Genomic DNA, 20,433 nt, shown 5'->3' with positions numbered 1-20,433 from the left:
TCGGAACCCCTAAGGCAGATAATAGCCGCTATTTATTGAATTGGAAGGAAGGATGCCGCGCCTCGTCCTGTGTTGGCAGCTCCTGCAGTCAGTTTTCCGGCCGGGGATTCATCTTGAGGCTCCGATGCCGCGGACTGTTTGGATTCAGCAGGGAATGCCTGTACCCATAGAACGCGTAAACCAGCACCCCGATGACCAGCCAAATACCGAAACGCAGCCAGGTTTCCCAGTGCAGCTGCAGCATCAGGAACCCCGAGGCGAGGACGCCGAACGCCGGTACCCACGGCATCAGCGGGAGCCGGAATTCCCGCGGGGCGTCCGGCTGACGGTAGCGCAGCACAATCACTGCCACGCAAACCACCACGAACGCGGCCAGGATGCCGATGTTGGTCAGATCTGCCACGGCACGAATGGGGAAGAATCCGGCCAGCAAAGCCGAGGTGCCGCCGGCGATCCAGGTCACCCGCTGCGGCGTGCCCCGCTTGTCCGTTCCGGCGAACCAGCCCGGAAGCAGCCCGTCCCGGCTCATGGCGAACCACACCCGGGTCACGCCGAGCAGGAACGTAAGCATCACGGTAAGGATGGACAGCACAGCGAAGGCTGAAATGACGGTGGCAATGACGGGCAGCCCGACGGATTGGAACGCGGAGGCGAAACCGGCGGTCGGGCTGATGTCCCGGTAATTCTGCATTCCGGTCAGTACCAGCGTGGCGAGGATGTACAGGACCATCGCGATGGCCAGGGAGAGCAGGATGGCTTTGGGCATGTGTTTCTTGCCGTCCGTGGCTTCCTCGGCGGCGGTGCTCATGGCGTCGTAGCCGAAGACGGCAAAGAAGACGGTGGCTGCCCCGGTGAACACCGCCCCGAAACCGCTGGGCAGGAACGGGGTGTAGTTGTCCGCGTTGATGTAGAAGAACCCCAGTCCCACGATGAACACGATCAGCAGGACTTTCAGGCCCACGGCCACCAGTTCAAAGCGTCCGAAGGTCTTGGTGCCGCGGCTGAGGATCCAGGTAATGAACAGGCAGACGACGGCGGCGGGCAGGTTGATCAGCCCGCCCTCCACCGTGTCCCCGGTTCCCTGCATCCAGATGGGCATCTCGATGCCGAAACCGGCGAGGAACTCGGTGAAGTAGCCGGAGATGCCGATGGCCACCACTGCCACGATTGCGGTGTATTCCAGCAGCAGGTCCCAGCCGATGAACCACCCGATCAGTTCGCCCAGCGCCACGTACCCGTAGGTGTAGGCGGACCCGGCGCGGGGCACCAGTCCGGCGAACTCGGCGTAGGACAGGGCCGCCGCGGCGCTGGCCAGGCCGGCGACCAGGAAGGAGAGCAGCACGGCCGGGCCCACGGGGGCGGCGTCGGGACCGCCGTTGGCCACCAGGCCGGCGAGGGTGAAGATCCCGACGCCGATGATGCCGCCCACGCCGATGGCCGTCAGCTGCCAGAGGCCAAGGCTCTTGAACAGCTTGTTGCCGGTTTTCTCCTCGTCGATTTCCTCAATGGGCTTGCGGCGAAGGACGGAACCGCCGCTGCCGGGGACTGTGGACATGTCTGCTCCCCTCCGCGCCCGGCGGGACCGCCGGAATCAAGGTCTACGGCTTCAGCTACGGCAGAAGTATGGACCTTCATCGGCCGGCGGGGTACCCCGCCGCCTTCCAGCGGTCGCCGAGCGCCTCAGAGCAGGAACAGGCTCAGGACCCAGACCGCTGCGAAACCTGCAATGCCCTGCACGGCAGTGGCCGGTGTCAGCGTGCGGTAGGCGGTGGCAGTCGGGATGCGGCTGAACTGGGAGACCACCCAGAAGTACGAGTCGTTGGCGTGTGACACGACCATGGCGCCGGCGCCGATAGCGAGGACCGCGAGGACGGGCCCGGCTCCGCCGGCCAGTCCCAGCGGTTCCAGCAGCGGCAGAAGCATGGCCGACGTTGTCACCATGGCAACGGTGGAGGAACCCTGGGCCGTCTTCAAGGCAGCTGAAATCACGAACGGCACCGCAATGCCCAGGCCCAGCGTTGCCAGGTTGTCGGAGAGGAAAGCGGTGATGGAGCTCTTGCCCAGCACCCCGCCGAATGCAGCCCCGGCGCTGGTGATCAGCAGGATGGGTGCCGCCAGCACAATCGAGTCCGAGATCTGGGTGTTGAAGGTGCTGAGCCTGCCTTTGCCGCGCAGCAGGAACACCGCCGCCAGCAGGCCAAGCGCAAGTGCGACCACGGGAGTTCCTACGAAGACGGCGGTTGCGGCCAGGCCGCCCTCACCCATCGGGGCGCCGGGCAGCTTGGCTATCGAGGACAGGCAGATCAGCGTAATCGGCAGCAGGATCGGCAGGAAGGCCATAAAGCCGCTCGGCAGCGTTCCATACTGTGTCCTCAGGTCCTCGTAGCTGACCTCCACCTCTTCGGCCGGAACGGGCAGCAGTTCAATGTCTTTTTTCAGGAACCGGTTGGCGTAGAGCAGGGCGGCACCCGCCGAAACCGCGGCCACCACCAGGCCGAGGCCGATCAGCAGGCCCAGGCTGTCCACCACATTCAGGTTGGAGGCGGCGGCCAGCGGTCCGGGCGTGGGCGGGACCATCGTGTGCGTGGCATACAGGCCGGTCATCAACGCTATGGACATGGCGACCAGGGATACCTTGGCCCGTTCAGCCATGGCCTTCTTCAGCGAATTGAGAATGATGTAGCCGGAGTCGCAGAAGACGGGAATAGAGACGATGTAGCCAATGATGCTCATGGTCAGGGTCGGAAACCGCGTCCCCAGGACCTTGATCAACACATCAGCCATGGCGATGGCGCCGCCGGACCGCTCCAGGATCACGCCGATCATCGTGCCGAAAAGGATCACCAGGCCGATGTTGCCCATGGTGTTGCCGAACGCCGTCGTAATTGTCGGGATGATTTCATCAACCGGCAGGCGAAACGCAAACGCGCCGATAAAGGCAGCGGCGAGGAGGGCGAGGAACGGCGAGATTTTGAGCTTTGCAGTGACGGCGACGATGCCGACGACCAGCAGCAGCAATATCAACAGATCAATCATGGTTTCCTAAAAGTGAAAAACTTCGATGTTTATCAACAGGGCAAATCATGGAATCACGGGTTTTCCCGAAGTCCAAAACGCGGTGCAGCCCGCTGCGTAACGCAACGGCGGCTGGGACTGGGCGGCGGCGTCCGTGGTCGCCCTGCACCTCTGCGAACCCTTGCGGGGCTTGGGAGGTCCGCACAGAATTGAGGCAATCGCTCCACGCCGCACACCCGTGTCGGCGGACCGCCGGGGGAACAGGTTGTCAATGGAACTTCTGCCAACGCACAGCATGCGGATCAATGACTGGTTGGGCGACTATGCAATGAACCTGGGCCGCTACCAGGGCGCGGAGGAGGGCATCCACGGTGCAGTCCTTGCCCGGCTGGCCGACGACGGATTGAACTACCACCACATCCAGCACCGGGTGAAGGCCATCGACTCGCTGGGGAAGAAGCTTGAACGGCGGACCGAGGACGGAGCGCCGCGGTATATCAATGGGCTCAATGACATTGATGACCTGATTGGCGTGCGGATCATCCTCTTCCTGGAATCGGATATCCCTGCTGCCATGGAGGCGTTGTCCGGCACCTTTGAAGAACTGGACCACGTGGACAAGTCCGCCGAGCAGAAAATACGCGGCGATTTCGGCTACTCCGGGCAGCACCTCATCCTCCGGGTCCCCACCGGCAATCCGCCGTCGGGCTGTGAATTGTTCGGCGGGCAGCGGTTCGAAGTGCAGTTCCGCACCATCCTCCAGCACGCCTGGGCCGAGTTCGAGCACGAAATCCGCTACAAAGGCACCGGCCCGGTACCGCCGGAGGTGAACCGGGCGTTCACGCTCGCGTCCGGACTGATCGAACTGGCGGACCGCGAGTTTGATGCCATCAACCACGTGGTTGCGCTCCAGCGGGTGCGCGGGGAAGCCCGCAGCGCCGGAGCTTCGAGCGGGGATGAACTGACCGCTGCCGCGCTCCGCGAGGTGCTCGAGCAGGAACTGCCGGAACATCCGCGCAGCCGTGCCGACCACTATGACTGGCTGGTGCAGGCGCTGGAAGCCAACACCGTCTATTCACTGGCCGAGGCCACCGCACTGCTGCGCTCGGCCGACTGGCCGTCCCTGGCCTCCCGGCTGCGGTACCGGTTTCCGCCGGGCCATGTCCGGGCCGCCGATGACTTCCTGCTGGAGCAGTGGGGCCGGGGTTACATCCAGCGCACGGCGCACCTGAGCGATGACGGCACCCGGCGCGGAAAGCTGGAATACCGGCTGCGGCGGCTGCTTGCCTGAGCCGCCGCCGCAGCCGCCGTCGTCGTTACCGCTTCGTACGCAGGGCCGCCGCGGCGTCGCTGGCCGTAGTGCGGATCCGGTACAGGCTGGTGGTTGCCGTCATATACAGCGTCCGGCCGTCCTGCCCGCCGAAGCAGACGTTGCTGACGGTTTCGGGCACCGGGATGTGCTCGAGCAGCTCGCCGGCCGGTGAAAACACCCGCACGCCGTCGCCGCCGGAGGACCAGATGTTCCCGTCCGTATCCACCCGGAACCCGTCGGGCACACCGGGGGCAACGCGCACGAACACCCGGCCGTTCTTCGCCTGCCGGCCCTCGACGACGTCGTAGGCACGGATCGGGTTGCCCTCGGACTGCGCCGGGCCGTACGGCGAGACGGCCTCTTCGGCGGTGTCGGAAACGTAGAGGACGGATTCGTCTGGGGAGAACGCCAGGCCGTTGGGGGCCATGATGTCAGTGATCACCGCGGTGAGCTCGCCGGTGGCCGGATCAAAGCGGAACACGTACCGGTCTCCGTACTCCAGTTCGCCGGGGTGGCCTTCGGCCGGGTTGTCGATCCCGTAGGAGGGATCCGAGAACCAGATGGTGCCGTCGGACTTCACGACGACGTCGTTGGGCGAGTTGAAGCGGACCTCGCCGAAGCGGTCCACCAGGGTTTCCACGGTGCCGTTGCGGTCCCGTTCCACGGCCCTGCGCCCGTGCGAGCACTGCACCACAGAGCCGTCCGCGTCCAGCGCCCGGCCGTTGGTGAACTCGATGTCGGAGCCGTAGACGCTGAGCTCGCCGGTGGTTTCGCTGTATTCCAGGATCCGGTTAGACCGCACGTCGCTGTAGCGCACCGCGTTGCGCTCCGGGACCCAGACGGGACCCTCCGCCCAGACCGCGCCCGTACCCACCTGCTCCAGCGAGGCTCCGTCTTCCAGCAGTGTCGAGGGGCGTGCGTCCATTGCGTTGTCTCCTTCTGAAGGTCCGGCCGGGCCTGCTTTTCGTGCGGGTGGTCTGCGTCCTTTTATACGCGAGGCTGCGGCGCCCGCCCAAAGGCACCCCTCGTCACGTCCAGGCCGGGCGGATGACGACGTCGGCCCGATGTATGGACTCCTGGACCAGGCGCGCATTGGGGCCGTCGACGTCCCGGACCCAGGCGGCGGCCGCTTCCGGCGTCTTCCCGAACCGGACATGCCGCTCCACCAGGCGCTGCACGCGTTGGTCTTCGTCGGGCTGGCAGTACCAGACCTCGGTGCACCGGGAGCGGACCTCACGCCAATCCGGGCGGTCCAGCAGCAGATAGTTCCCCTCCGTCAGGATCACCTTCGCTGCCGGAAACACCGGAATGTCGCCGGCCAGCGGCTGTTCCAGCGTCCGCTCGAAACCGGGCGCGTAGACCACGGCGGTCCGCGGTGACCGGAGGCGTTCCAGGAGCGCCGCATAGCCGTAGGCGTCGAAGGTTTCCGGGGCGCCCTTGCGCGCCAGCAGCCCGAGACGGGTCAGCTCCCGGTCCGAGAGATGGAAGCCGTCCATGGGAATGTGGGCAAAGCGCTGCGACTCGACGTCGTCGACGGCGCCGTTCAGCTCGCGGACCAGGGATTCCACGAGGGTGGTCTTTCCTGCTCCGGGGGCACCGGCGACGCCGATGACTACGGTTCCAGCCGAAGCCGAGGCCAGCGCCGAGATCCGGTTTTCCAGCTCCGTGAGTAGGGTTCGGGAATCTGCCACGGTCCTCCGATCGTGCCTCCGCTGTTGGCGGGCACCAGTCTACGACGGCGGCTGCGGTCCCCGCGGGTGCCGTCCCGCGCAGAGGGTCCCACGCTGTGGTGCTGATGGTACGGGAGTGGTCACACCAGGTGTCAGGCGTACCACCGGCTGGGATCTCGTGCCGTCCGCCGCCCGGTTGGTCCAACGCAGGAAGCGGGCGGCACGGACCCCGGCATAAGCTGGAGGTGTTGCCTATTTCGAGGAGAAAACCTTGTCCCTGCTGACCCCTTTGATCACCTCCGCCGGCCTGATCGGCGGCTACCAGACCGCCCGCTCCACCGGTAACCGCCAGCTGGGCGGAGCCGTGCTCGCCGCCGCCGGAGCCGGTGCATTTGCCCTCTGGAAGCGAGACGCCGGAACGGGCACCGCCGCGGCACTGACCGCAGGCTATGTAGCCGCCTTCGGCCTCTCCCATCCGCTCGCCAAGAAGATGGGCGCCTGGCCTGCCGTCTACACCGTCACGGGTGCCGTGGCCGCGGCGTCGCTGGTTTTCGGCCGACGCCGCTAGCCGCCTGGCCGGTCCGCGCCTCCTCATATCCCGCACCGCATCAAAGGTGCGGCCGAGCGGGAATGTTCCGCGGGCCGGCGTCGTTAAACTCTCTGGACGGCCCGGTAGGGTCGCCGCCGGAAACGGTGCTTGGTAACTCAATACGGGGATGATCGGTTTCGACGATGTTTGTTGAGCCAGGGGAAGCGGGCCGAGAACGCAGAGTTATCTCGTTAACGCTCTCTGCAAAACAATAAGTGCCAAACCTATGCGCACTGACTTCGCTCTCGCTGCCTAAGCAGCCGGAGTAGTCCGTCAGCCCGGAGTCGCTCTCGCTCCGGATCCTGGCGTCGTTTAGAGGGCCACTGCCGAACACTCCCGCCGTCGGGGTGTTCGGGACATTTTGACGGCTGGGCCCGGATCAGCCACCTGTATGCAGGATGGCTGGGGCCGAGAAAATCCGACGCATACTGCGCCCGGAGAAGCCCTGACAAAACAACACCGGACGGGGGTTCGATTCCCCCCATCTCCACCATATTTTGAAGGCCTGCCCCCATGGGGCGGGCCTTCATTGTTTCCGCTGCCGTTTCGCCTCTCCCTGTGCCGAGTCTTACCGGCGCGGCCGCGGCGCTAATCTGGGATACAGACAGCAAGCAGCCGCGGGAAGGAAACCACATGCAGGCATTGATAATTACCCCCGGGCAGAAGGACTCGCTGGAGCTGCGGGATCTTCCCGAGCCGGAAGCCGGTGAAGGCAGCGTGCTGGTGGAGACGCTCGCGGTGGGCCTGTGCGCCACCGACCGCGAAGTCATTGCCGCCGAATTCGGCACCGCACCCGAGGACCGGGACTACCTGGTGATGGGACACGAGAACCTGGGCCGCGTCGTCGAGGCACCCGAGGGCTCGGACCTTGCCGCCGGGGACCTGGTGGTCGGGATTGTCCGCCGACCCTGTGCGGAAAACTGCCGGGCCTGCGCCGCCGGCGAGTGGGACATGTGCCTGACCGGAACCTACACCGAACACGGTATTGAAGGACTCGACGGTTTCGCGCGCGAATACTGGCGCGGGGACCCCGATGACATGGTGAAGCTCGAACCCTCCCTGGAACGCGTAGGGGTCCTGCTGGAACCCGCCACCATCCTGGCCAAGGCCTGGGAACAGATCGACCGGATCGGCGGCCGCGCCTACTTCCGGCCGCAGGTTGTCGCCGTGACCGGCGCCGGGCCCGTGGGACTGCTCGGTGCCTTGTTCGGGGTGCAGCGCGGACTCGAAGTGCACGTCTTCGACCTGGAAGAGGACGGACCGAAGGAGAAGCTGACCAAGGAACTTGGCGCCGTCTTCCACACCGACACCCTCCCCGAATCCGGCATCAACCCGGACATCATCATCGAATGCACCGGCGTACCCACGGTGATCAATGACGTGCTGCAGCACGGCGCCAAAAACTCGGTCACCTGCCTCACCGGAGTCTCCGAGGCCGACGGCGAGCAGCCCGTGGACCTGGGTGCCCTGAACCTGAACCTGGTGATGGACAACCGCGTGGTCTTCGGCACCGTCAACGCCAACCGCCGCCACTACCTCAAGGCGGCCGCGGCCCTGGCCAAGAGCGATGCACGGTGGCTTGAGCAGCTGATCTCCCGCCGGGTTCCGCTGGCGGACTATGCACAGGCCTTCGAGGACCGCGACGGGGACATCAAGGTGGTGCTGGACCTGCGGGACGACGCCTGACCCGTCCGCAGGCTATTTCTACTGGGCGGCTTCGGTGATAGACAGAAGGGACGGAAGCCGCCCCGGCGGCCACGGCAACCTGCATTGGAGGCACGCATATGCGTAAGGACGCTGACCAACCGGTAATTCCCGACGGTTCGGAGGGGGACCGGGCCGAGCAGTCACTGCCCGCGGTTCCCGGTGCAGGCGATGCCGGACCGGAAGGTGAAATCCACCGGGACGGTTCCGAGGCGGACGGCATTGAGCAGGACATTCCCGCAGTTCCGGGCGCAGGCGACGCCGGACCGGAAGGTGAAATCCACCCGGACGGGTCCGAGGCCGACATCCTGGAACAGAAAGCAGACGTACCGGGGAGTGACGAGGACTATCCGCCGGGGGACGGCTGATCCCGTTTAGCCCCGTTGGTATTTGTCACGGTGGCTTCCGGTTCATTCCGCCGCCGGCTGTAAAACCCCCGGTTTGTCTGAATCCCTGCGGTTTGGGTGAATTCCTCCGCTGCGCAGCGGAGGGATTTGCACAAACCGCAGGATTTTCCGGGCCCGCAGCCACGTAGAATGAACGGCGGCAGAACGGGCAACGGAAACAGCAGGAGCGGCGTGGATCTTTTCGACCCGAGGGTGGTGTTCGACGCCGTCGATCTCGCCGGGGTGCTGGCGAACGGAGTCCTCGGCGGCGCGGTCGCGCGGCAGCTGCGGATGGACCCGGTGGGTTTCCTGGTCCTGGCGCTCACCTCGGCGTTGGGTGGCGGCGTGTTGCGTGACACCCTCCTGCAGGCCGGCACCCCCGTAGCGCTGACAAACCCCGCTTATCTCTTTGCAGCAATCGCCGGAGCCGTCATTGCCTATGCCATTGAGCTCAAGGGCAAATGGGCCAACCGGTTCCTCATTGTGATCGACGCCTTCGCGCTGGGCTGCTGGGCCGCCACCGGCACGGCCAAGGCGCTGGGGCTGGGGCTGGAATGGCTGCCGGCCATCCTGATCGGCGTTGTCACCGCCGTGGGCGGCGGCATGATCCGCGACATCGTGGTGGGCCGCGTGCCGGCCATTTTCGGCGGCAACACGCTGTACGCCACCGGTGCCCTCGTGGCCGCCGTCGAAATGGTGATCCTCTATCAGCTGGGCCTGCAGAACGTGGGCATGGGCGTGGCCATCGGCACCTGCGCCGTGCTGTGCACGGTGGCCCGCCGCCGCGGGTGGCGGCTGCCCGGACCGGGGGAGTTCAGCGTCCGGCTGAGCCGTCGTCCGCGCACGGAGGACCGGAGAAGCTCGGGCCAGGGCTGGCCGCGGCCTAAGTTCTGGAAACTCCGCCGCTGAGCCGACGTCGGCCCGCCGTCGACCTGCCGCTGAGCCGCCGTCGACCTGTCCGGGCCCGCCGTCGAGCTGTCCGGGACCGACAGGTGCCGAGGGCGTGCCGCCAGCCACGGCTCCGCTTTGCGGTAATTCGCGCCGCAAAGCCCCTGAAACAAGAACCGACGCGGATTTAGTCCCGGAAATCCAGGCTTTCGCAGACTGGATTTGCAGGGAGTAGCGTGGCAAATATGAGTGCTTACAAGAGCGTAAATCCAGCCACCGGAGAAACCCTTCAGGAATTCGCTGAAGCCACCGACGCCGAAATCAACCAGGCCGTCACTGCAGCACATGAGGCCTTCGCCAGCTGGCGGAACGAGCCCGTGGAGAACCGCACCAAGGTCATCACCCGCGTTGCGGAACTGTACCGGGAACGCGCCGAGGAGCTCGCCAAGCTGATTGCCCTCGAAATGGGAAAGCCGCTGCGCGAGGCGAAGAATGAGGTTGCCCTCTCCGCCAACATCTACGAGTACTACGCCACCCAGGGCCCCGGCTTCATGGCTGACGAGCAGCTCGACGTCAAGGGCGGCGGCAACGCCGTGGTCCGCACCGAGCCCGTGGGCGCGCTCCTGGGCATCATGCCGTGGAACTACCCGTACTACCAGGTGGCCCGCTTTGCCGGCCCCAACCTGATGCTCGGCAACACCGTGCTGCTCAAGCATGCGAACAACTGCCCGCAGTCCGCCCTGGCGATGGCACAGATCTTCGCCGACGCCGGCGTACCCGAGGGTGCCTACGTCAACCTGTTCGCCACCAACGAGCAGGCCGCGGACATCATCGCGGATGCCCGGATCCAGGGCGTGTCCCTGACCGGCTCCGAGCGGGCAGGCTCCGCCGTCGCCGAGGTGGCCGGCCGGAACCTGAAGAAGTACGTCCTCGAACTCGGCGGCAGCGATCCGTTCATCGTCCTCGACACCGAGGACCTCGACACCACCGTCAAGGCCGCCGTCGCCGGCCGGATGGGCAACGGCGGGCAGGCCTGCAATGCCGCCAAGCGCTTCATTGTGATGGAGGACCTCTACGACGATTTCGTGGAGAAGTTCACCGCCCGGATGGCCGCCATTGAACCCGGCGATCCGCTGCAGCCGGAAACCCGTTTCGGCCCCCTCTCCACGCAGGCTGCCGCAGACGGCCTGGTGGAGCAGATCCGCGACGCCGTGGACAAGGGTGCAACCCTGCACACCGGCGGCAGCCTGATCGACGGACCGGGTGCCTTCGTGCAGCCGACCGTGCTGACCGATGTCACGCCGGAAATGCGGGCGTTCTCCGAGGAGCTGTTCGGCCCCGCCGCCGTCATCTACAAGGTGTCCAGCGAGGAAGAAGCCATTGAACTGGCCAACAACTCCCCGTTCGGCCTGGGCGGAGCGGTGTTCAGCGCCGACGAAGACCGCGCCCTGAACGTCGCCGACCAGCTGGAAAGCGGCATGGTCTGGATCAACGGCACCTCCGGCACGCAGGAAGACCTGCCCTTCGGTGGCGTCAAGCGCTCCGGTGTGGGCCGCGAGCTGGGACGGTTCGGCATGGCCGAATTCGTCAACAAGAAGCTGATCCGCACCCCGCAGAAGAAGTAGTAGGTCCGGCAGGAAACCCGGGGCGGCCTACCGCCCCGGGTTTTTTATGCCTGTGAGGTTTCGAGGACGAAACCGGCGTAGTCCGGTGCCTCGTCCACCAACCCGGATTCGGTGTGGAAGGCCGATGCCACTTTGTAGGACTCCTCGGTGACCTTCGTGGAGGTGGCGATTTCCTTGGGCAGCAGGGCCACCAGCGCATCGACGGTCTGCGGTTGGGTGTCCTTCAGGTACTCGCCCAAGAGGGTCCGGGCCTTTTCCGGGTTTTCCTGGATCAGTGCCAGCGACTTATCCAGTGCCCGGTTGAATCCGTCCACGAGATCCTGTTTGGCCTCGATCTGGGCGCCCGTGCTGAACACTGCGCCGTGGATAGGCGACCGCAGCGTTTCGATATCGCCGCGGGTCGGGGAGATGTAGATGCTGCCCTCGCCCGCGGTTTCAACCTGCTGTCCGATCGGCTGGAAGAAACACAGTGCGTCCACCCTGCCGGCGGTCAGCGCGCCGATAGCGGCGGTGGCGGCACTGCCGATGTTGACCATCGTGGAATCTGTCTGGGCGTTCTTGCCGATCTGCTTGAACAGGTACGTCATGAGCGCTTCCGTGCCGCTGCCCGGTCCGGTGATGCCGATCTGCTTACCGACCAGCGCCTGGATCCGTTCCTCGAGCGGTGCGTCAGCGGAAGGACCGTCAAAGTTGTTCCCCACCACCACGTCCACGTAGTACTCGGTGACCAGGCCGCTGACCAGTTTCGCGTCGTCGTCGATCTTGTACAGGTTGAACGCGTCGGTGATGACGCCGGCGCCGAGATCGATGCTGCCCGATTTCAGGGCGGCGGCCACCTTGGCACCCGTTCCGAGCCGGGGGCGTTCTCCCATGGTCACTCCTTCGGCGGTGAAGAAGCCCTCCTGCTCGGCTACGAACAGGGGGAAAAACGCTATCGAGTCGCTGATCTGGCCCACATTCAGCACTCCCGGATCGGAGCTGCCCGCGTTGTTGGCGCAGGAGGCCAGGGCGGGCACGGCGGCGATGGCGGGAAGGACGAGCATCGACTTGAGCATGCTGCGTCTGGAGGGGGTAACCGTTTCAAACATTGGAGTTCCAATCTGTGGAGGAAGAGTTAGTGCTCGTCCAGCGGCTTCCAGCGGTTGATCCGCTTGCTGAGGACGGCGACGCCGGAGTTCAGGATGGTGGCAACGATGGTGAGCACCACCAGGGTGGCGAAGACGCCGGCAGTGTCGAACTGGGCGGCTGAGGCGTTGATCAGGTAGCCGAGTCCCTGGTTGGACGCGACCAGCTCGCCGATGACCGCACCGATCAGTGCGTACGGGATGGCTACCTTCAAGCCGGTGAGGAAGCCGGTCATGGAGGAGGGGAGTACGACCTTGAAGGCGACATGGCGGCGGTTGCCGCCCATCAGCCGGACTGCGTCGATCAGGCCGCGGTCCACTTCGCGGACCCCGGCGGCGGTGTTGAGGAAGACGAGGAAGAATACCGTGGCAGCTGCCAGCAGCACCTTCATGTCCATGCCGATGCCGAACCACACGATGAACAGCGGTGCCAGGGCAACCTTGGGGATGGAATACAGGGCGAGCATAAACGGATCCAGCACCTGGTAGAGCAGGTTGAAGGAGGCCAGCAGGTATCCCACCAGGGCGCCGGCAAGGGCTCCGAAGAAGAACCCGAGCAAGATCTCCTGCAGGGTGATCCAGGTGTGTGTCCAGAGCGTGCCGTCAGCGATCCAGTCCACCAGCCGTTCCAGGATCAGGCTGGGCTTGCTGATGAAGGTGATATCGATGACCGGTCCTGCGGTGATCTGCCACAGGGTCAGGAAGGCCACCAGTACTGCCGCACGCAGGCCCCAGACGATGGTTGAGTGGCCGAACTTGTCCCACCAGGTGCGGTTCAGGTTTTCCTTGACGGGACCGGATCCGGCCGCCAGCGGCGGTACCCGGCCTGTTCCCGGTGCGGTTGCCGCCGGCAGCGCCGGCTCGGCCGCGGATGCAGCGCTCATGCCGTGGATCCTTCCTTGAGGGCGGCAGCAAGCTTCTTGTGCAGCGCCACGAATGTGGGGTCGATCCGGGTTTCATCCACCGAGCGGGGACGCGGAATATTGATCGGCTCATCCAGCAGGATCCGGCCGAGCTGGCCCAGGACCACCACGCGGTCGCCGAGGAGGAGGGCCTCCTCGATGTCATGGGTGACAAAAACCACCGTCTGCCCGGAGCCCTGCCACAACCGCAGCAGCTCTTCCTGGAGTTCGTTGCGCAGCTGTGCATCCAGCGCTCCGAAGGGTTCGTCCATCAGGAGGGTCTTCGGTGCCCCTGCCAGCATTCGGGCCAGGCTGGCCCGGCGCCGCATTCCGCCGGAGAGTTCCCGGGGGTAGTGGTTCTCGAATCCGGTCAGTCCGACCTTGGCGATGAGTGACTGCGCCACCTCCCGGCGCTTCTCCTTGGATTCGCCGCGGATTTCCAGCGGCATTTCGACGTTGCGAACGACGTCGCGCCACGGCATAAGCGTGTCCGACTGGGTCAGGTAGCCGATGTCCACGTTGGGGCCGTTCAGCACCGCGCCCTGGTAATGGACGGTTCCCGAACTGGGCCGGGTAAGCCCGGAGAGCAGGTTCAGCATGGTGGATTTCCCGCAGCCGCTGCGGCCGAGGATGCTGACGAATGTGCCTTCCTCGATGGAGAGGTCAAAGTCCCGCAGGGCAACGGTGGCGGTGTCATCGCGCTCGAACTGCTTGCTCAGCCCGGAGATTTCCAGCAGGGAGCTCATACGGCCTGCACCTTGCCCCGGTGGTGGGACGGGGCATCCGGCAGCGGGTCCGCGCCGGCCAGCCAGCGGCTGTTATGCACAGTCATCAGCCGGACCTCTTCCTCCGTGAAATCCTGCGCCAGCAAAAGGTCCGCGGCGATGGCCAACCCGTCCTCCACAGGAGGGTTGAAGGGCTGGCCGAGGTCACTGCTGATAACCGAGTTTTCCGGGCCGGCATGGCGGATGTTGGAGAACCAGAGGTCCCAGGACACTTTGCCGGTGAGGGGAGTGGTGAGGCACCGCTCCAGCAGTGCACCCTGCTCGGCCAGCTCCCGCTGCTGATCCAGCAACATGCGCTGGGAGGTGAACTCCGGGTGGGTAATCACCATCCGGCGCACGCCCAACTCCACGGCTGCCGGAATCAGGCTGCCGGATTCGTCGGCGTGCAGGTGGCCGGTGGCAAGCGTCATGTCATGCTTTGCGATCAGCTCCAGGACCTGGCGGGCCTCCGGGACCAGCCCGCCGCCGGATTCCACCTCCACGGCGGGGGCGGCCATTCCGGCGGCGCGCAGGTCCTCCTGCAGTTGGGCCCACATGGGCGGGGTGGCGCCTTCGGGTTCTTCGGCGAGGCAGGACCGCTGGTTTGAACTGTCCACGGTAGGCAGCCAGACAAACTGGGCTCCGCCACGCGCGGCAATCTCCACGGCGATAGGGTTCAGGCCCCCCACGGAGGCATTGAGTGTGATGGCTCCGAGGACATCCACGCCCGGGTGGACCTTGCGGACGACGGCGGCGCGCTCTGCGGTGGGCGTGTAGTGGGACTTCAGCACAAATCCGGCCATTCCGAGCTCTGCGAAACGGGCGGCTAGATCAAGGTCGTCAATTCGGCGGCGCATAACGTCCGGCGCAATGTGCACATGGACGTCATAGGCGTCCCGGACTAGGTCCCGTGCGCGGGCTGAGGGCTGGTGATGGTCGGACATAAGGCTCCCTTGCCTGATGAGCGGTTGGTGCCCAAATTGTCGCCAATAATGTCAACGGTTGTCAATCCGGAAAAGTGAGCTGCTTCACAATCCGGGCAGGACAACAAATAACGCCGACGCGAAATGCGCCGGCGTAGGAACTTCAGTGGGGGAAAAGGGGGCAGCTAGGCCGAGCGGGTGTTTTCCGGTTCCGGTTCCGGTTGCCCCGCGCGGTCGCTGGGACCGTTGAACACCACATACCGGTACGCGAAGTAGCGGAAGATATTGCCCAGGCCGATGCCCACCACGTTGCCCGAAATGTTGTCCGCAAAGGTGCTGCGGAAATCCAGCACGTAGTGGGAGATGAACAGGCAGCCGGTGGAAATAAGCAGCCCCACCAGATTGGTCAGGGCGAAAAGCAGCGTTTCACTGCGGATGCTCCGGGTGCGTAGCTTCCGGAAGGTCACGTAACGGCTGCCCAGCCACGAAACGGTGGTGGCCGCCGCTACCGAGATGGTCTTGGCGGCGATGGGGCTGTCCGGCACGAGGGTGGCAGAGAGAATATTGAACAGGACTACGTCAACCACGAAGGCGACGGCGCCCACTGCTGAAAACGAGCCCAGACGGCGGACGATTGCGCGCACCTTGCTGGTTTCTGCCATTACCGAAAAATCCATTCAACGCATTGCTGCGGGACGCAGCTTCCTGCCCTTGCCGGTGCACACACGCGGGGAGGGACTTTTACCTTTCGGATGATGGCACAAAGTGCATTTGGCCTCAAAATCCTTGCAGACGCAAGCCGGATCAGGGCAGTGTGACCGTAAAGACAGTGCCCTTGCCGGCCTCGCTTTCCATCGCGATGGTGCCCCCGTGCTCTTCCACAATCCGCTTGGTGATGACCAGCCCCAGCCCGACGCCGGGGATCTGCGCCCGGCGTGCGGTGCCGGAGCGGAAGAACTTAGTGAAGACCTCCGCCTGCTCGGCCTCGGTCATGCCGATGCCGGAGTCCGCTACCCGAAGGACGGTGGCACCGGTTTCGGCGCGCCAGGCGCTGACCGTCACCCGGCCGCCGTCGGGCGAGTACTTCACCGCGTTGGAGAGCAGGTTGTCCAGCACCTGGGAAATGCGCTTGGGATCGACCATGGCCGGCAGGGTCTCGGGAACCTCGGCAACGATGGTCACCGCGTTGATTTCGGCACGCGGTGCGGCGGAGGTGATGCCGGAGCGGACCAGTTCGCTGAGGTCCGTGACTTCCTGCTGGACATTGGCGGAGCCGGCCGCGGCGGTCAGCAGGTCCGAGACCAGGTGCAGGAGCTTCTCGGAATTCCGCTGCGCCACCTTCAGCGAGGAGGCCACATACGCCGGGATGGCATCTTCTTCGTCCAGCGCCAGTTCCAGGTAGCCCATGATCGAGGTCAGCGGGGTGCGCAGCTCATGGGACACATTCGCCACGAAGTCGTCCTTCGCCGCCACGGCGTTCACCAGGCCGGTGACGTCGCTGTAGGCGATCACGGAACCGCGGAAGGCGTCGTCGTCGCCCTTGACGGAGCGGGCCGAGACGCTCAGCGCCTTCTGCTCCTCGCCGTTCCCGTACCAGACGAGTTGGTCCGAGAAGGACTGGCCGAGGGCTGCCCGCTTCACCGGGCGCTGGTCCACGGGGATCGGTGTGGTGCGGTCCGGCCCGAAAATGTACATCTCCGCTTCGGTGGGGCGGGTGGTGAAGGACGGGGCCGCGAGGCGCTCGTGGAGCTGCTGGCGGGAATTGGTAAGGATGCGGCGGCCGTCCTCGTCAATGACCGCCACGCCCACCCGGATGGTGTTCAGGATGGTTTCCAGCATCGACTCCTTGCGCAGGCTTTCCATCAGCGAGGCCTGCAGCACCACATCCTTTTCCTGCAGCACCACTGCCTGGGCGGTGAGGCTGGCTTCGGCCTCGGCGCGGGCGGCCTCGGCGTCTTCGGCGGTGCGCAGGGCCGAAATGAGGTCACGCTCGTACAGCCGGCGCTCGTGCGCATAGAAGGCAACCACCTGGTCAAGGGCGGGCCTCCCGCCGGCCGCGGGGGAACGGGTGGCGGAGAGCAGGACCGGGATGCGCTGGCCGTCGGGTCCCAGGAGGTCGACGGCGAGTTCGGCAAACGCGGCGTTCAACGCCAACTGCGGCATGGCGTGGGTGGTGTAGACAATCCGGTCGCCCACGGGCAGCAGCTTCAGGAAGCTGGTGCCGCGGACGTCCTCCAACGCCTTGCCGATCCATTTCTGCGCCGTGCCGTTGGCGTCCACCACGGTACCGTCCGCCAGGGTGATGAAGTACCCGGCCGGAGCGGTTTGGGACAGGGCGCGGTAGTCAAGCCGGAAATCCAGGTCCATGATGCTCCTACTTTGCCTGTTGCAGGTAGGCGAGGATGATGTCCGCGGTTTCCTCGGGAGCGCTGACATGGGGGAGGTGGCCGGTGGCTTCCATCTGCACCAGCGTGCTTTGCGGGAGGTGTTCCTGCAGGTAGCGGCCCACATGGTCCGGGGCGAGCAGGTCCGCGGAGGCCTGCATGATCAGCGCGGGGACTGAGACCCGGGGCAGCAGGCTGCGGACGTCGCTCAGGAAAGCCACGCGGGCAAACTGGCGGGCAATGCCCGGGTTGACCCGGCAGAAACTGCCTTCGAGTTCGGCGCCCAAAGCCGGAGCTGCCGGGTTGCCCATGATCACCGGCGCCATGGTGGCGGCCCAGACGAGGTAATTGGTGTCCAGGGACTCGAGGAGGTCATCGAGGTCGGCGCGGCTGAAGCCGCCTTCATAGCCGTCCTCGGGGTAGTCCATATAGCTGGGTGACGGTGCAACCAGGACGATGCGGGCGAGGCGCTCGGCGGCGGTGGCGCCGGCGGCAATGGCCATCATGGCGCTGACGCTGTGGCCGATGAAGGTGACGTCCTGCAGGTCCAGGTCTTCGCACAGTTCCAGGACATCGGCGACGTAGCCGTCCAAGGTGGCGTACTTGGCCGGGGTGTAGGCGGCGAGATCGGAACCGCCGGCACCGACGTGGTCGAAGAGAACCACTTTGTATTCATCGGTGAAACGCGGCAGTACCCGGGACCACATGCCCTGGTCGCAGCCGAAACCGTGGGCGAAAAGCAGTACCGGTCCGTCCGCTCGTCCCAGGACGCGAACATTGTTCCGGGTGCGGATATCTGTCTTCATTTACCTGTACGCCTGCTTTTCTTCTTATGCCGTGCCCGCATTGCCGTGAGCGGAGTCTCAGCAAACATTACAGGTGTAATACCGCTTAAACGGCCAGCCGGGCCGCGGACGGAAATGCTGTTCGGCGGGGCTGTCGGTAATGCAGGGAAAACGGGTTGGCCTGGGCCGCATTCACCGACCGCAAGTGCCGTGGTTACCGTTTGTTTCCCGGCAAACGGTCTTTACGGCACTTGCGCCACGGCATAGCGGAGCTCGGCAGCGCCGCCGTTGAACTGCGTGCTGGCGATCAGCCGCATGGGTGCGGTGGGGCCGGCCACCGGAAGCAGGCGCCGCCCGCTGCCCAATGCCACCGGCATGTAGGTGACCCACAGTTCGTCCAGCAGCCCGGCCTCGGCGAACTGTGCCGCCACATTGCCGCCGCCCACCACCCAGATGTTCCCTTCTCCCGCCGCGTCCCGAGCCTCCCGGAGCACCTCGCGGACGTCGCCGGAGGCAAACCGGACGTCCCCCTCCGCCGGGCCGGACTCTTCCCCGTGCGTGAGTACCCAGCACGGCTGGGTGTACTCCCAGCTGTCCGGTTGCTCCGCCCGGACCCAGCGGTAGGTTTCCGCCCCCATGACCACCGCGCCGACGTCGGCCATGAACCGGTCGTAGTGGTCCTGGAACGCCTCGAAACCGAACTGGAGCAGCCAGTCCAAACGGTTGTCATCGGTGGCAATAAAACCGTCAAGGGAGGACGCGACGTAATAGATGACCTTGGGCATGGGATGAGGATAGCCCGTGGTATCCGAAGGGACGTAGAGTCAGGCGGACCTGGTCGGCCGGAATAAACGGATTCCGCCTAGAAGGGATATCCGGCAATTCCGGGCCGCATGGTCAGCCACTGCGTCTCGGTAAACGCTTCGATGTTGGCGCCCGCCCCGCCGAAACGGGAACCCGTGCCGGAGGCGCCCATCCCGCCGAACGGTGAATTGGCTTCATCAGAGACGGTTTGTTCGTTGATGTGCACTTTTCCCGAGATCATGCGGTCTGCCACCTCCATCGCCAACCCCACCTCACCCAGCACGCCCACGGAAAGGCCGTATTCGGAGGCATTCGCCAGCTCGACCGCCTCATCGACGGTCGAGAACCCCAGCACGGGGGCCACCGGACCGAAAATCTCCTCCGTCCAGGCGGGGTTGTCCGGCGTCAGCTCCGTCAAGACAGTGGGCTGGTAGAAGAGGCCCTCATAGTTTCCACCCGCCGCAATCCGGGCACCGGCGTCCTTGGCCGCCCGTACCAGGCGATCAATGTTGTCGCGCTGGCGCTCGTCGATGATCGGGCCCAGCGCTACGCTGCCGGTGTGCGGATCACCGACCGGCAGCGCCCTGGCTTTGGCCGAGAGCCTGTCGATGTACTCCTCCAGCAGGGATTCGTGGACCAGATGGCGTCCGGTGGTCATGCAGATCTGTCCCTGGTGCATGAAGGAACCGAAGGCGCCGGCAGACGCGGCCAGTTCAATGTCGGCGCCGGGCAGCACGATCAAGGCGTTGTTGCCGCCCAGCTCCAGGTGGGCGCGCTTGAGCAGGCGGCCCGCAGTCTCGCCGACCTTGCGCCCGGCCGCCGTGGAACCCGTGAAGGAGATGATGCGTACCTCCGGCGCTTCCACCAGGGCCTGCCCAACGTCGGCACCCCCGGGGAGCAGCTGCAGGACTCCGGCAGGAAGGCCGGCCAGTTCGAAGATGCGCATGATGGACACGCCGCCGGAGACGCTGGTGCGGGGGTCCGGCTTCAGCAGTACGGCGTTGCCGAGCGCCAGGGCCGGCGCCACCGACCGGATGGAGAGGATCAGGGGGAAGTTGAAGGGGGAAATCACCGAAACGACGCCGGCAGCCCGGCGCCGCGCGAAGGACCAGCGGTTTTCATTGGAGGTCAGCACTTCCCCGGCAGGGTGGGCGGGAAGCGCCGCCGCTTCGAAGCATTCGTTGGCGGCAATGTGGGTCTCCAGCGCCGCCTTTGCCTCGATTCCGCCGGTTTCGCGAATGATCCATCCTTGGATCTCCTTGGCGTGGTCCTCGAAAAGCATCCCCGCCCGCCGCAGCACCGCGGCACGCTCCTCCGGCTTGGTCTGTGCCCATGCCTGCTGCGCGGCAGCCGCCCGGGTTGCGGCGGCAAGGGCATCGGCGCGGTCCGCTGCCCCAACGGCACCCAGGACAAGCCCGGTGGCGGGTTCGACGACGTCGATAACGCCGCCGGCCCCGGCCGTCCAGGAATCGGTGTGGATTTTTCCGTGCCAGGCGGATGTGGCGAGGATGGACATGGCTGCTCCTAGATTGCGGTGAAACAAGATGGCTGCGAAGGA

At 65.4% G+C, this 20,433-nt stretch carries 19 protein-coding genes and 1 other RNA gene; 7 read left to right on the top strand and 13 right to left on the bottom strand.

What is annotated here, in order from left to right; genetic code table 11:
- Positions 1-88 precede the first annotated feature (88 nt).
- Entirely contained in the window at positions 89-1,555 is a 1,467-nt protein-coding gene (locus NNX34_RS03925) for an amino acid permease (RefSeq protein WP_255765215.1), read from the bottom strand.
- Positions 1,556-1,680: 125 nt separating this feature from the next.
- On the bottom strand, positions 1,681-3,036 hold the full coding sequence (locus NNX34_RS03920) for a GntP family permease (protein WP_255765214.1): 1,356 nt from the start codon (positions 3,034-3,036) through the stop codon (positions 1,681-1,683).
- A 250-nt stretch (positions 3,037-3,286) separates the two neighbouring features.
- Between NNX34_RS03920 and NNX34_RS03915 the strand changes: the two genes are divergently transcribed.
- Positions 3,287-4,306, top strand: a complete 1,020-nt coding sequence (locus tag NNX34_RS03915) for a GTP pyrophosphokinase family protein (RefSeq protein WP_255765213.1) — start codon at positions 3,287-3,289, stop codon at positions 4,304-4,306.
- Positions 4,307-4,331: 25 nt separating this feature from the next.
- On the opposite strand, the gene NNX34_RS03910 is transcribed toward NNX34_RS03915, so the two are convergent.
- Both NNX34_RS03910 and NNX34_RS03905 read right to left on the bottom strand, forming a co-directional pair.
- A complete protein-coding gene (locus tag NNX34_RS03910) occupies positions 4,332-5,252 on the bottom strand; it encodes an SMP-30/gluconolactonase/LRE family protein (protein WP_255765212.1) in 921 nt (306 codons plus the stop codon).
- A 103-nt stretch (positions 5,253-5,355) separates the two neighbouring features.
- Complete coding sequence (locus tag NNX34_RS03905) at positions 5,356-6,018, bottom strand: nucleoside/nucleotide kinase family protein (RefSeq protein ID WP_255765211.1); 663 nt, start codon at positions 6,016-6,018, stop codon at positions 5,356-5,358.
- A gap of 250 nt (positions 6,019-6,268) precedes the next feature.
- On the opposite strand from NNX34_RS03905, the gene NNX34_RS03900 reads away from it, so the two are divergent.
- The 6 genes from NNX34_RS03900 to NNX34_RS03875 all read left to right on the top strand — a co-directional run bounded on the left by NNX34_RS03900 (position 6,269) and on the right by NNX34_RS03875 (position 11,189).
- Positions 6,269-6,565: a hypothetical protein gene (locus tag NNX34_RS03900; RefSeq protein WP_227919463.1), complete on the top strand. Its 297-nt coding sequence runs from the start codon at positions 6,269-6,271 to the stop codon at positions 6,563-6,565.
- Positions 6,566-6,709: 144 nt separating this feature from the next.
- Positions 6,710-7,079, top strand: a transfer-messenger RNA (tmRNA) gene (ssrA, locus tag NNX34_RS03895).
- A 140-nt stretch (positions 7,080-7,219) separates the two neighbouring features.
- Positions 7,220-8,272: a glucose 1-dehydrogenase gene (locus tag NNX34_RS03890; RefSeq protein ID WP_255765210.1), complete on the top strand. Its 1,053-nt coding sequence runs from the start codon at positions 7,220-7,222 to the stop codon at positions 8,270-8,272.
- 98 nt (positions 8,273-8,370) lie between these two features.
- Entirely contained in the window at positions 8,371-8,658 is a 288-nt protein-coding gene (locus NNX34_RS03885) for a hypothetical protein (RefSeq protein WP_255765208.1), read from the top strand.
- Between the two features lie 168 nt (positions 8,659-8,826).
- Positions 8,827-9,585 (top strand): trimeric intracellular cation channel family protein, encoded by a 759-nt coding sequence (locus NNX34_RS03880; RefSeq protein ID WP_255765207.1) that lies wholly within the window; start codon positions 8,827-8,829, stop codon positions 9,583-9,585.
- A 224-nt stretch (positions 9,586-9,809) separates the two neighbouring features.
- Entirely contained in the window at positions 9,810-11,189 is a 1,380-nt protein-coding gene (locus NNX34_RS03875) for an NAD-dependent succinate-semialdehyde dehydrogenase (RefSeq protein WP_255765206.1), read from the top strand.
- Positions 11,190-11,233: 44 nt separating this feature from the next.
- Here NNX34_RS03875 and NNX34_RS03870 read toward each other — a convergent pair whose 3' ends face one another.
- The 9 genes from NNX34_RS03870 to NNX34_RS03830 form a co-directional block, all read right to left on the bottom strand.
- Positions 11,234-12,277: an ABC transporter substrate-binding protein gene (locus NNX34_RS03870; RefSeq protein WP_255765204.1), complete on the bottom strand. Its 1,044-nt coding sequence runs from the start codon at positions 12,275-12,277 to the stop codon at positions 11,234-11,236.
- A gap of 26 nt (positions 12,278-12,303) precedes the next feature.
- Entirely contained in the window at positions 12,304-13,197 is an 894-nt protein-coding gene (locus NNX34_RS03865; protein ID WP_255765203.1) for an ABC transporter permease, read from the bottom strand.
- Positions 13,194-13,961 (bottom strand): ABC transporter ATP-binding protein, encoded by a 768-nt coding sequence (locus NNX34_RS03860; protein ID WP_255765202.1) that lies wholly within the window; start codon positions 13,959-13,961, stop codon positions 13,194-13,196. Before NNX34_RS03860 ends, NNX34_RS03865 begins: the two co-directional genes overlap by 4 nt.
- Positions 13,958-14,923: a DUF6282 family protein gene (locus NNX34_RS03855; protein WP_255765201.1), complete on the bottom strand. Its 966-nt coding sequence runs from the start codon at positions 14,921-14,923 to the stop codon at positions 13,958-13,960. Before NNX34_RS03855 ends, NNX34_RS03860 begins: the two co-directional genes overlap by 4 nt.
- A 164-nt stretch (positions 14,924-15,087) precedes the next feature.
- A complete protein-coding gene (locus NNX34_RS03850; RefSeq protein ID WP_255765200.1) occupies positions 15,088-15,564 on the bottom strand; it encodes a GtrA family protein in 477 nt (158 codons plus the stop codon).
- Positions 15,565-15,706: 142 nt separating this feature from the next.
- Positions 15,707-17,269: an ATP-binding protein gene (locus NNX34_RS03845; protein ID WP_255765199.1), complete on the bottom strand. Its 1,563-nt coding sequence runs from the start codon at positions 17,267-17,269 to the stop codon at positions 15,707-15,709.
- Between the two features lie 7 nt (positions 17,270-17,276).
- Positions 17,277-18,092 carry an alpha/beta fold hydrolase gene (locus tag NNX34_RS03840; protein ID WP_255765198.1) on the bottom strand — a complete coding sequence of 272 codons (816 nt, stop codon included), beginning with the start codon at positions 18,090-18,092 and terminating at the stop codon, positions 17,277-17,279.
- 221 nt (positions 18,093-18,313) lie between these two features.
- The gene (locus NNX34_RS03835) at positions 18,314-18,856 is read right to left on the bottom strand and encodes a dihydrofolate reductase family protein (RefSeq protein ID WP_255765197.1); all 543 of its coding nucleotides are present in this window, start codon (positions 18,854-18,856) and stop codon (positions 18,314-18,316) included.
- Between the two features lie 77 nt (positions 18,857-18,933).
- Complete coding sequence (locus tag NNX34_RS03830) at positions 18,934-20,391, bottom strand: benzaldehyde dehydrogenase (protein ID WP_255765196.1); 1,458 nt, start codon at positions 20,389-20,391, stop codon at positions 18,934-18,936.
- Positions 20,392-20,433 lie beyond the last annotated feature (42 nt).

This window comes from Arthrobacter sp. zg-Y1116 (assembly GCF_024385485.1).
Lineage (GTDB): Bacteria > Actinomycetota > Actinomycetes > Actinomycetales > Micrococcaceae > Arthrobacter_B.
This window is presented reverse-complemented; position numbering and strand designations above follow the sequence as displayed.

Coding starts and splice junctions, on each gene's coding strand:
- NNX34_RS03865 (WP_255765203.1), bottom strand. CDS start 13,197: ATGAGCGCTGCATCCGCGGCCGAGCCGGCGCTGCCGGCGGCAACCGCA.
- NNX34_RS03850 (WP_255765200.1), bottom strand. CDS start 15,564: ATGGCAGAAACCAGCAAGGTGCGCGCAATCGTCCGCCGTCTGGGCTCG.
- NNX34_RS03830 (WP_255765196.1), bottom strand. CDS start 20,391: ATGTCCATCCTCGCCACATCCGCCTGGCACGGAAAAATCCACACCGAT.
- NNX34_RS03835 (WP_255765197.1), bottom strand. CDS start 18,856: ATGCCCAAGGTCATCTATTACGTCGCGTCCTCCCTTGACGGTTTTATT.
- NNX34_RS03885 (WP_255765208.1), top strand. CDS start 8,371: ATGCGTAAGGACGCTGACCAACCGGTAATTCCCGACGGTTCGGAGGGG.
- NNX34_RS03910 (WP_255765212.1), bottom strand. CDS start 5,252: ATGGACGCACGCCCCTCGACACTGCTGGAAGACGGAGCCTCGCTGGAG.
- NNX34_RS03890 (WP_255765210.1), top strand. CDS start 7,220: ATGCAGGCATTGATAATTACCCCCGGGCAGAAGGACTCGCTGGAGCTG.
- NNX34_RS03925 (WP_255765215.1), bottom strand. CDS start 1,555: ATGTCCACAGTCCCCGGCAGCGGCGGTTCCGTCCTTCGCCGCAAGCCC.
- NNX34_RS03855 (WP_255765201.1), bottom strand. CDS start 14,923: ATGTCCGACCATCACCAGCCCTCAGCCCGCGCACGGGACCTAGTCCGG.
- NNX34_RS03845 (WP_255765199.1), bottom strand. CDS start 17,269: ATGGACCTGGATTTCCGGCTTGACTACCGCGCCCTGTCCCAAACCGCT.
- NNX34_RS03840 (WP_255765198.1), bottom strand. CDS start 18,092: ATGAAGACAGATATCCGCACCCGGAACAATGTTCGCGTCCTGGGACGA.
- NNX34_RS03875 (WP_255765206.1), top strand. CDS start 9,810: ATGAGTGCTTACAAGAGCGTAAATCCAGCCACCGGAGAAACCCTTCAG.
- NNX34_RS03870 (WP_255765204.1), bottom strand. CDS start 12,277: ATGTTTGAAACGGTTACCCCCTCCAGACGCAGCATGCTCAAGTCGATG.
- NNX34_RS03880 (WP_255765207.1), top strand. CDS start 8,827: ATGAACGGCGGCAGAACGGGCAACGGAAACAGCAGGAGCGGCGTGGAT.
- NNX34_RS03915 (WP_255765213.1), top strand. CDS start 3,287: ATGGAACTTCTGCCAACGCACAGCATGCGGATCAATGACTGGTTGGGC.
- NNX34_RS03860 (WP_255765202.1), bottom strand. CDS start 13,961: ATGAGCTCCCTGCTGGAAATCTCCGGGCTGAGCAAGCAGTTCGAGCGC.
- NNX34_RS03920 (WP_255765214.1), bottom strand. CDS start 3,036: ATGATTGATCTGTTGATATTGCTGCTGCTGGTCGTCGGCATCGTCGCC.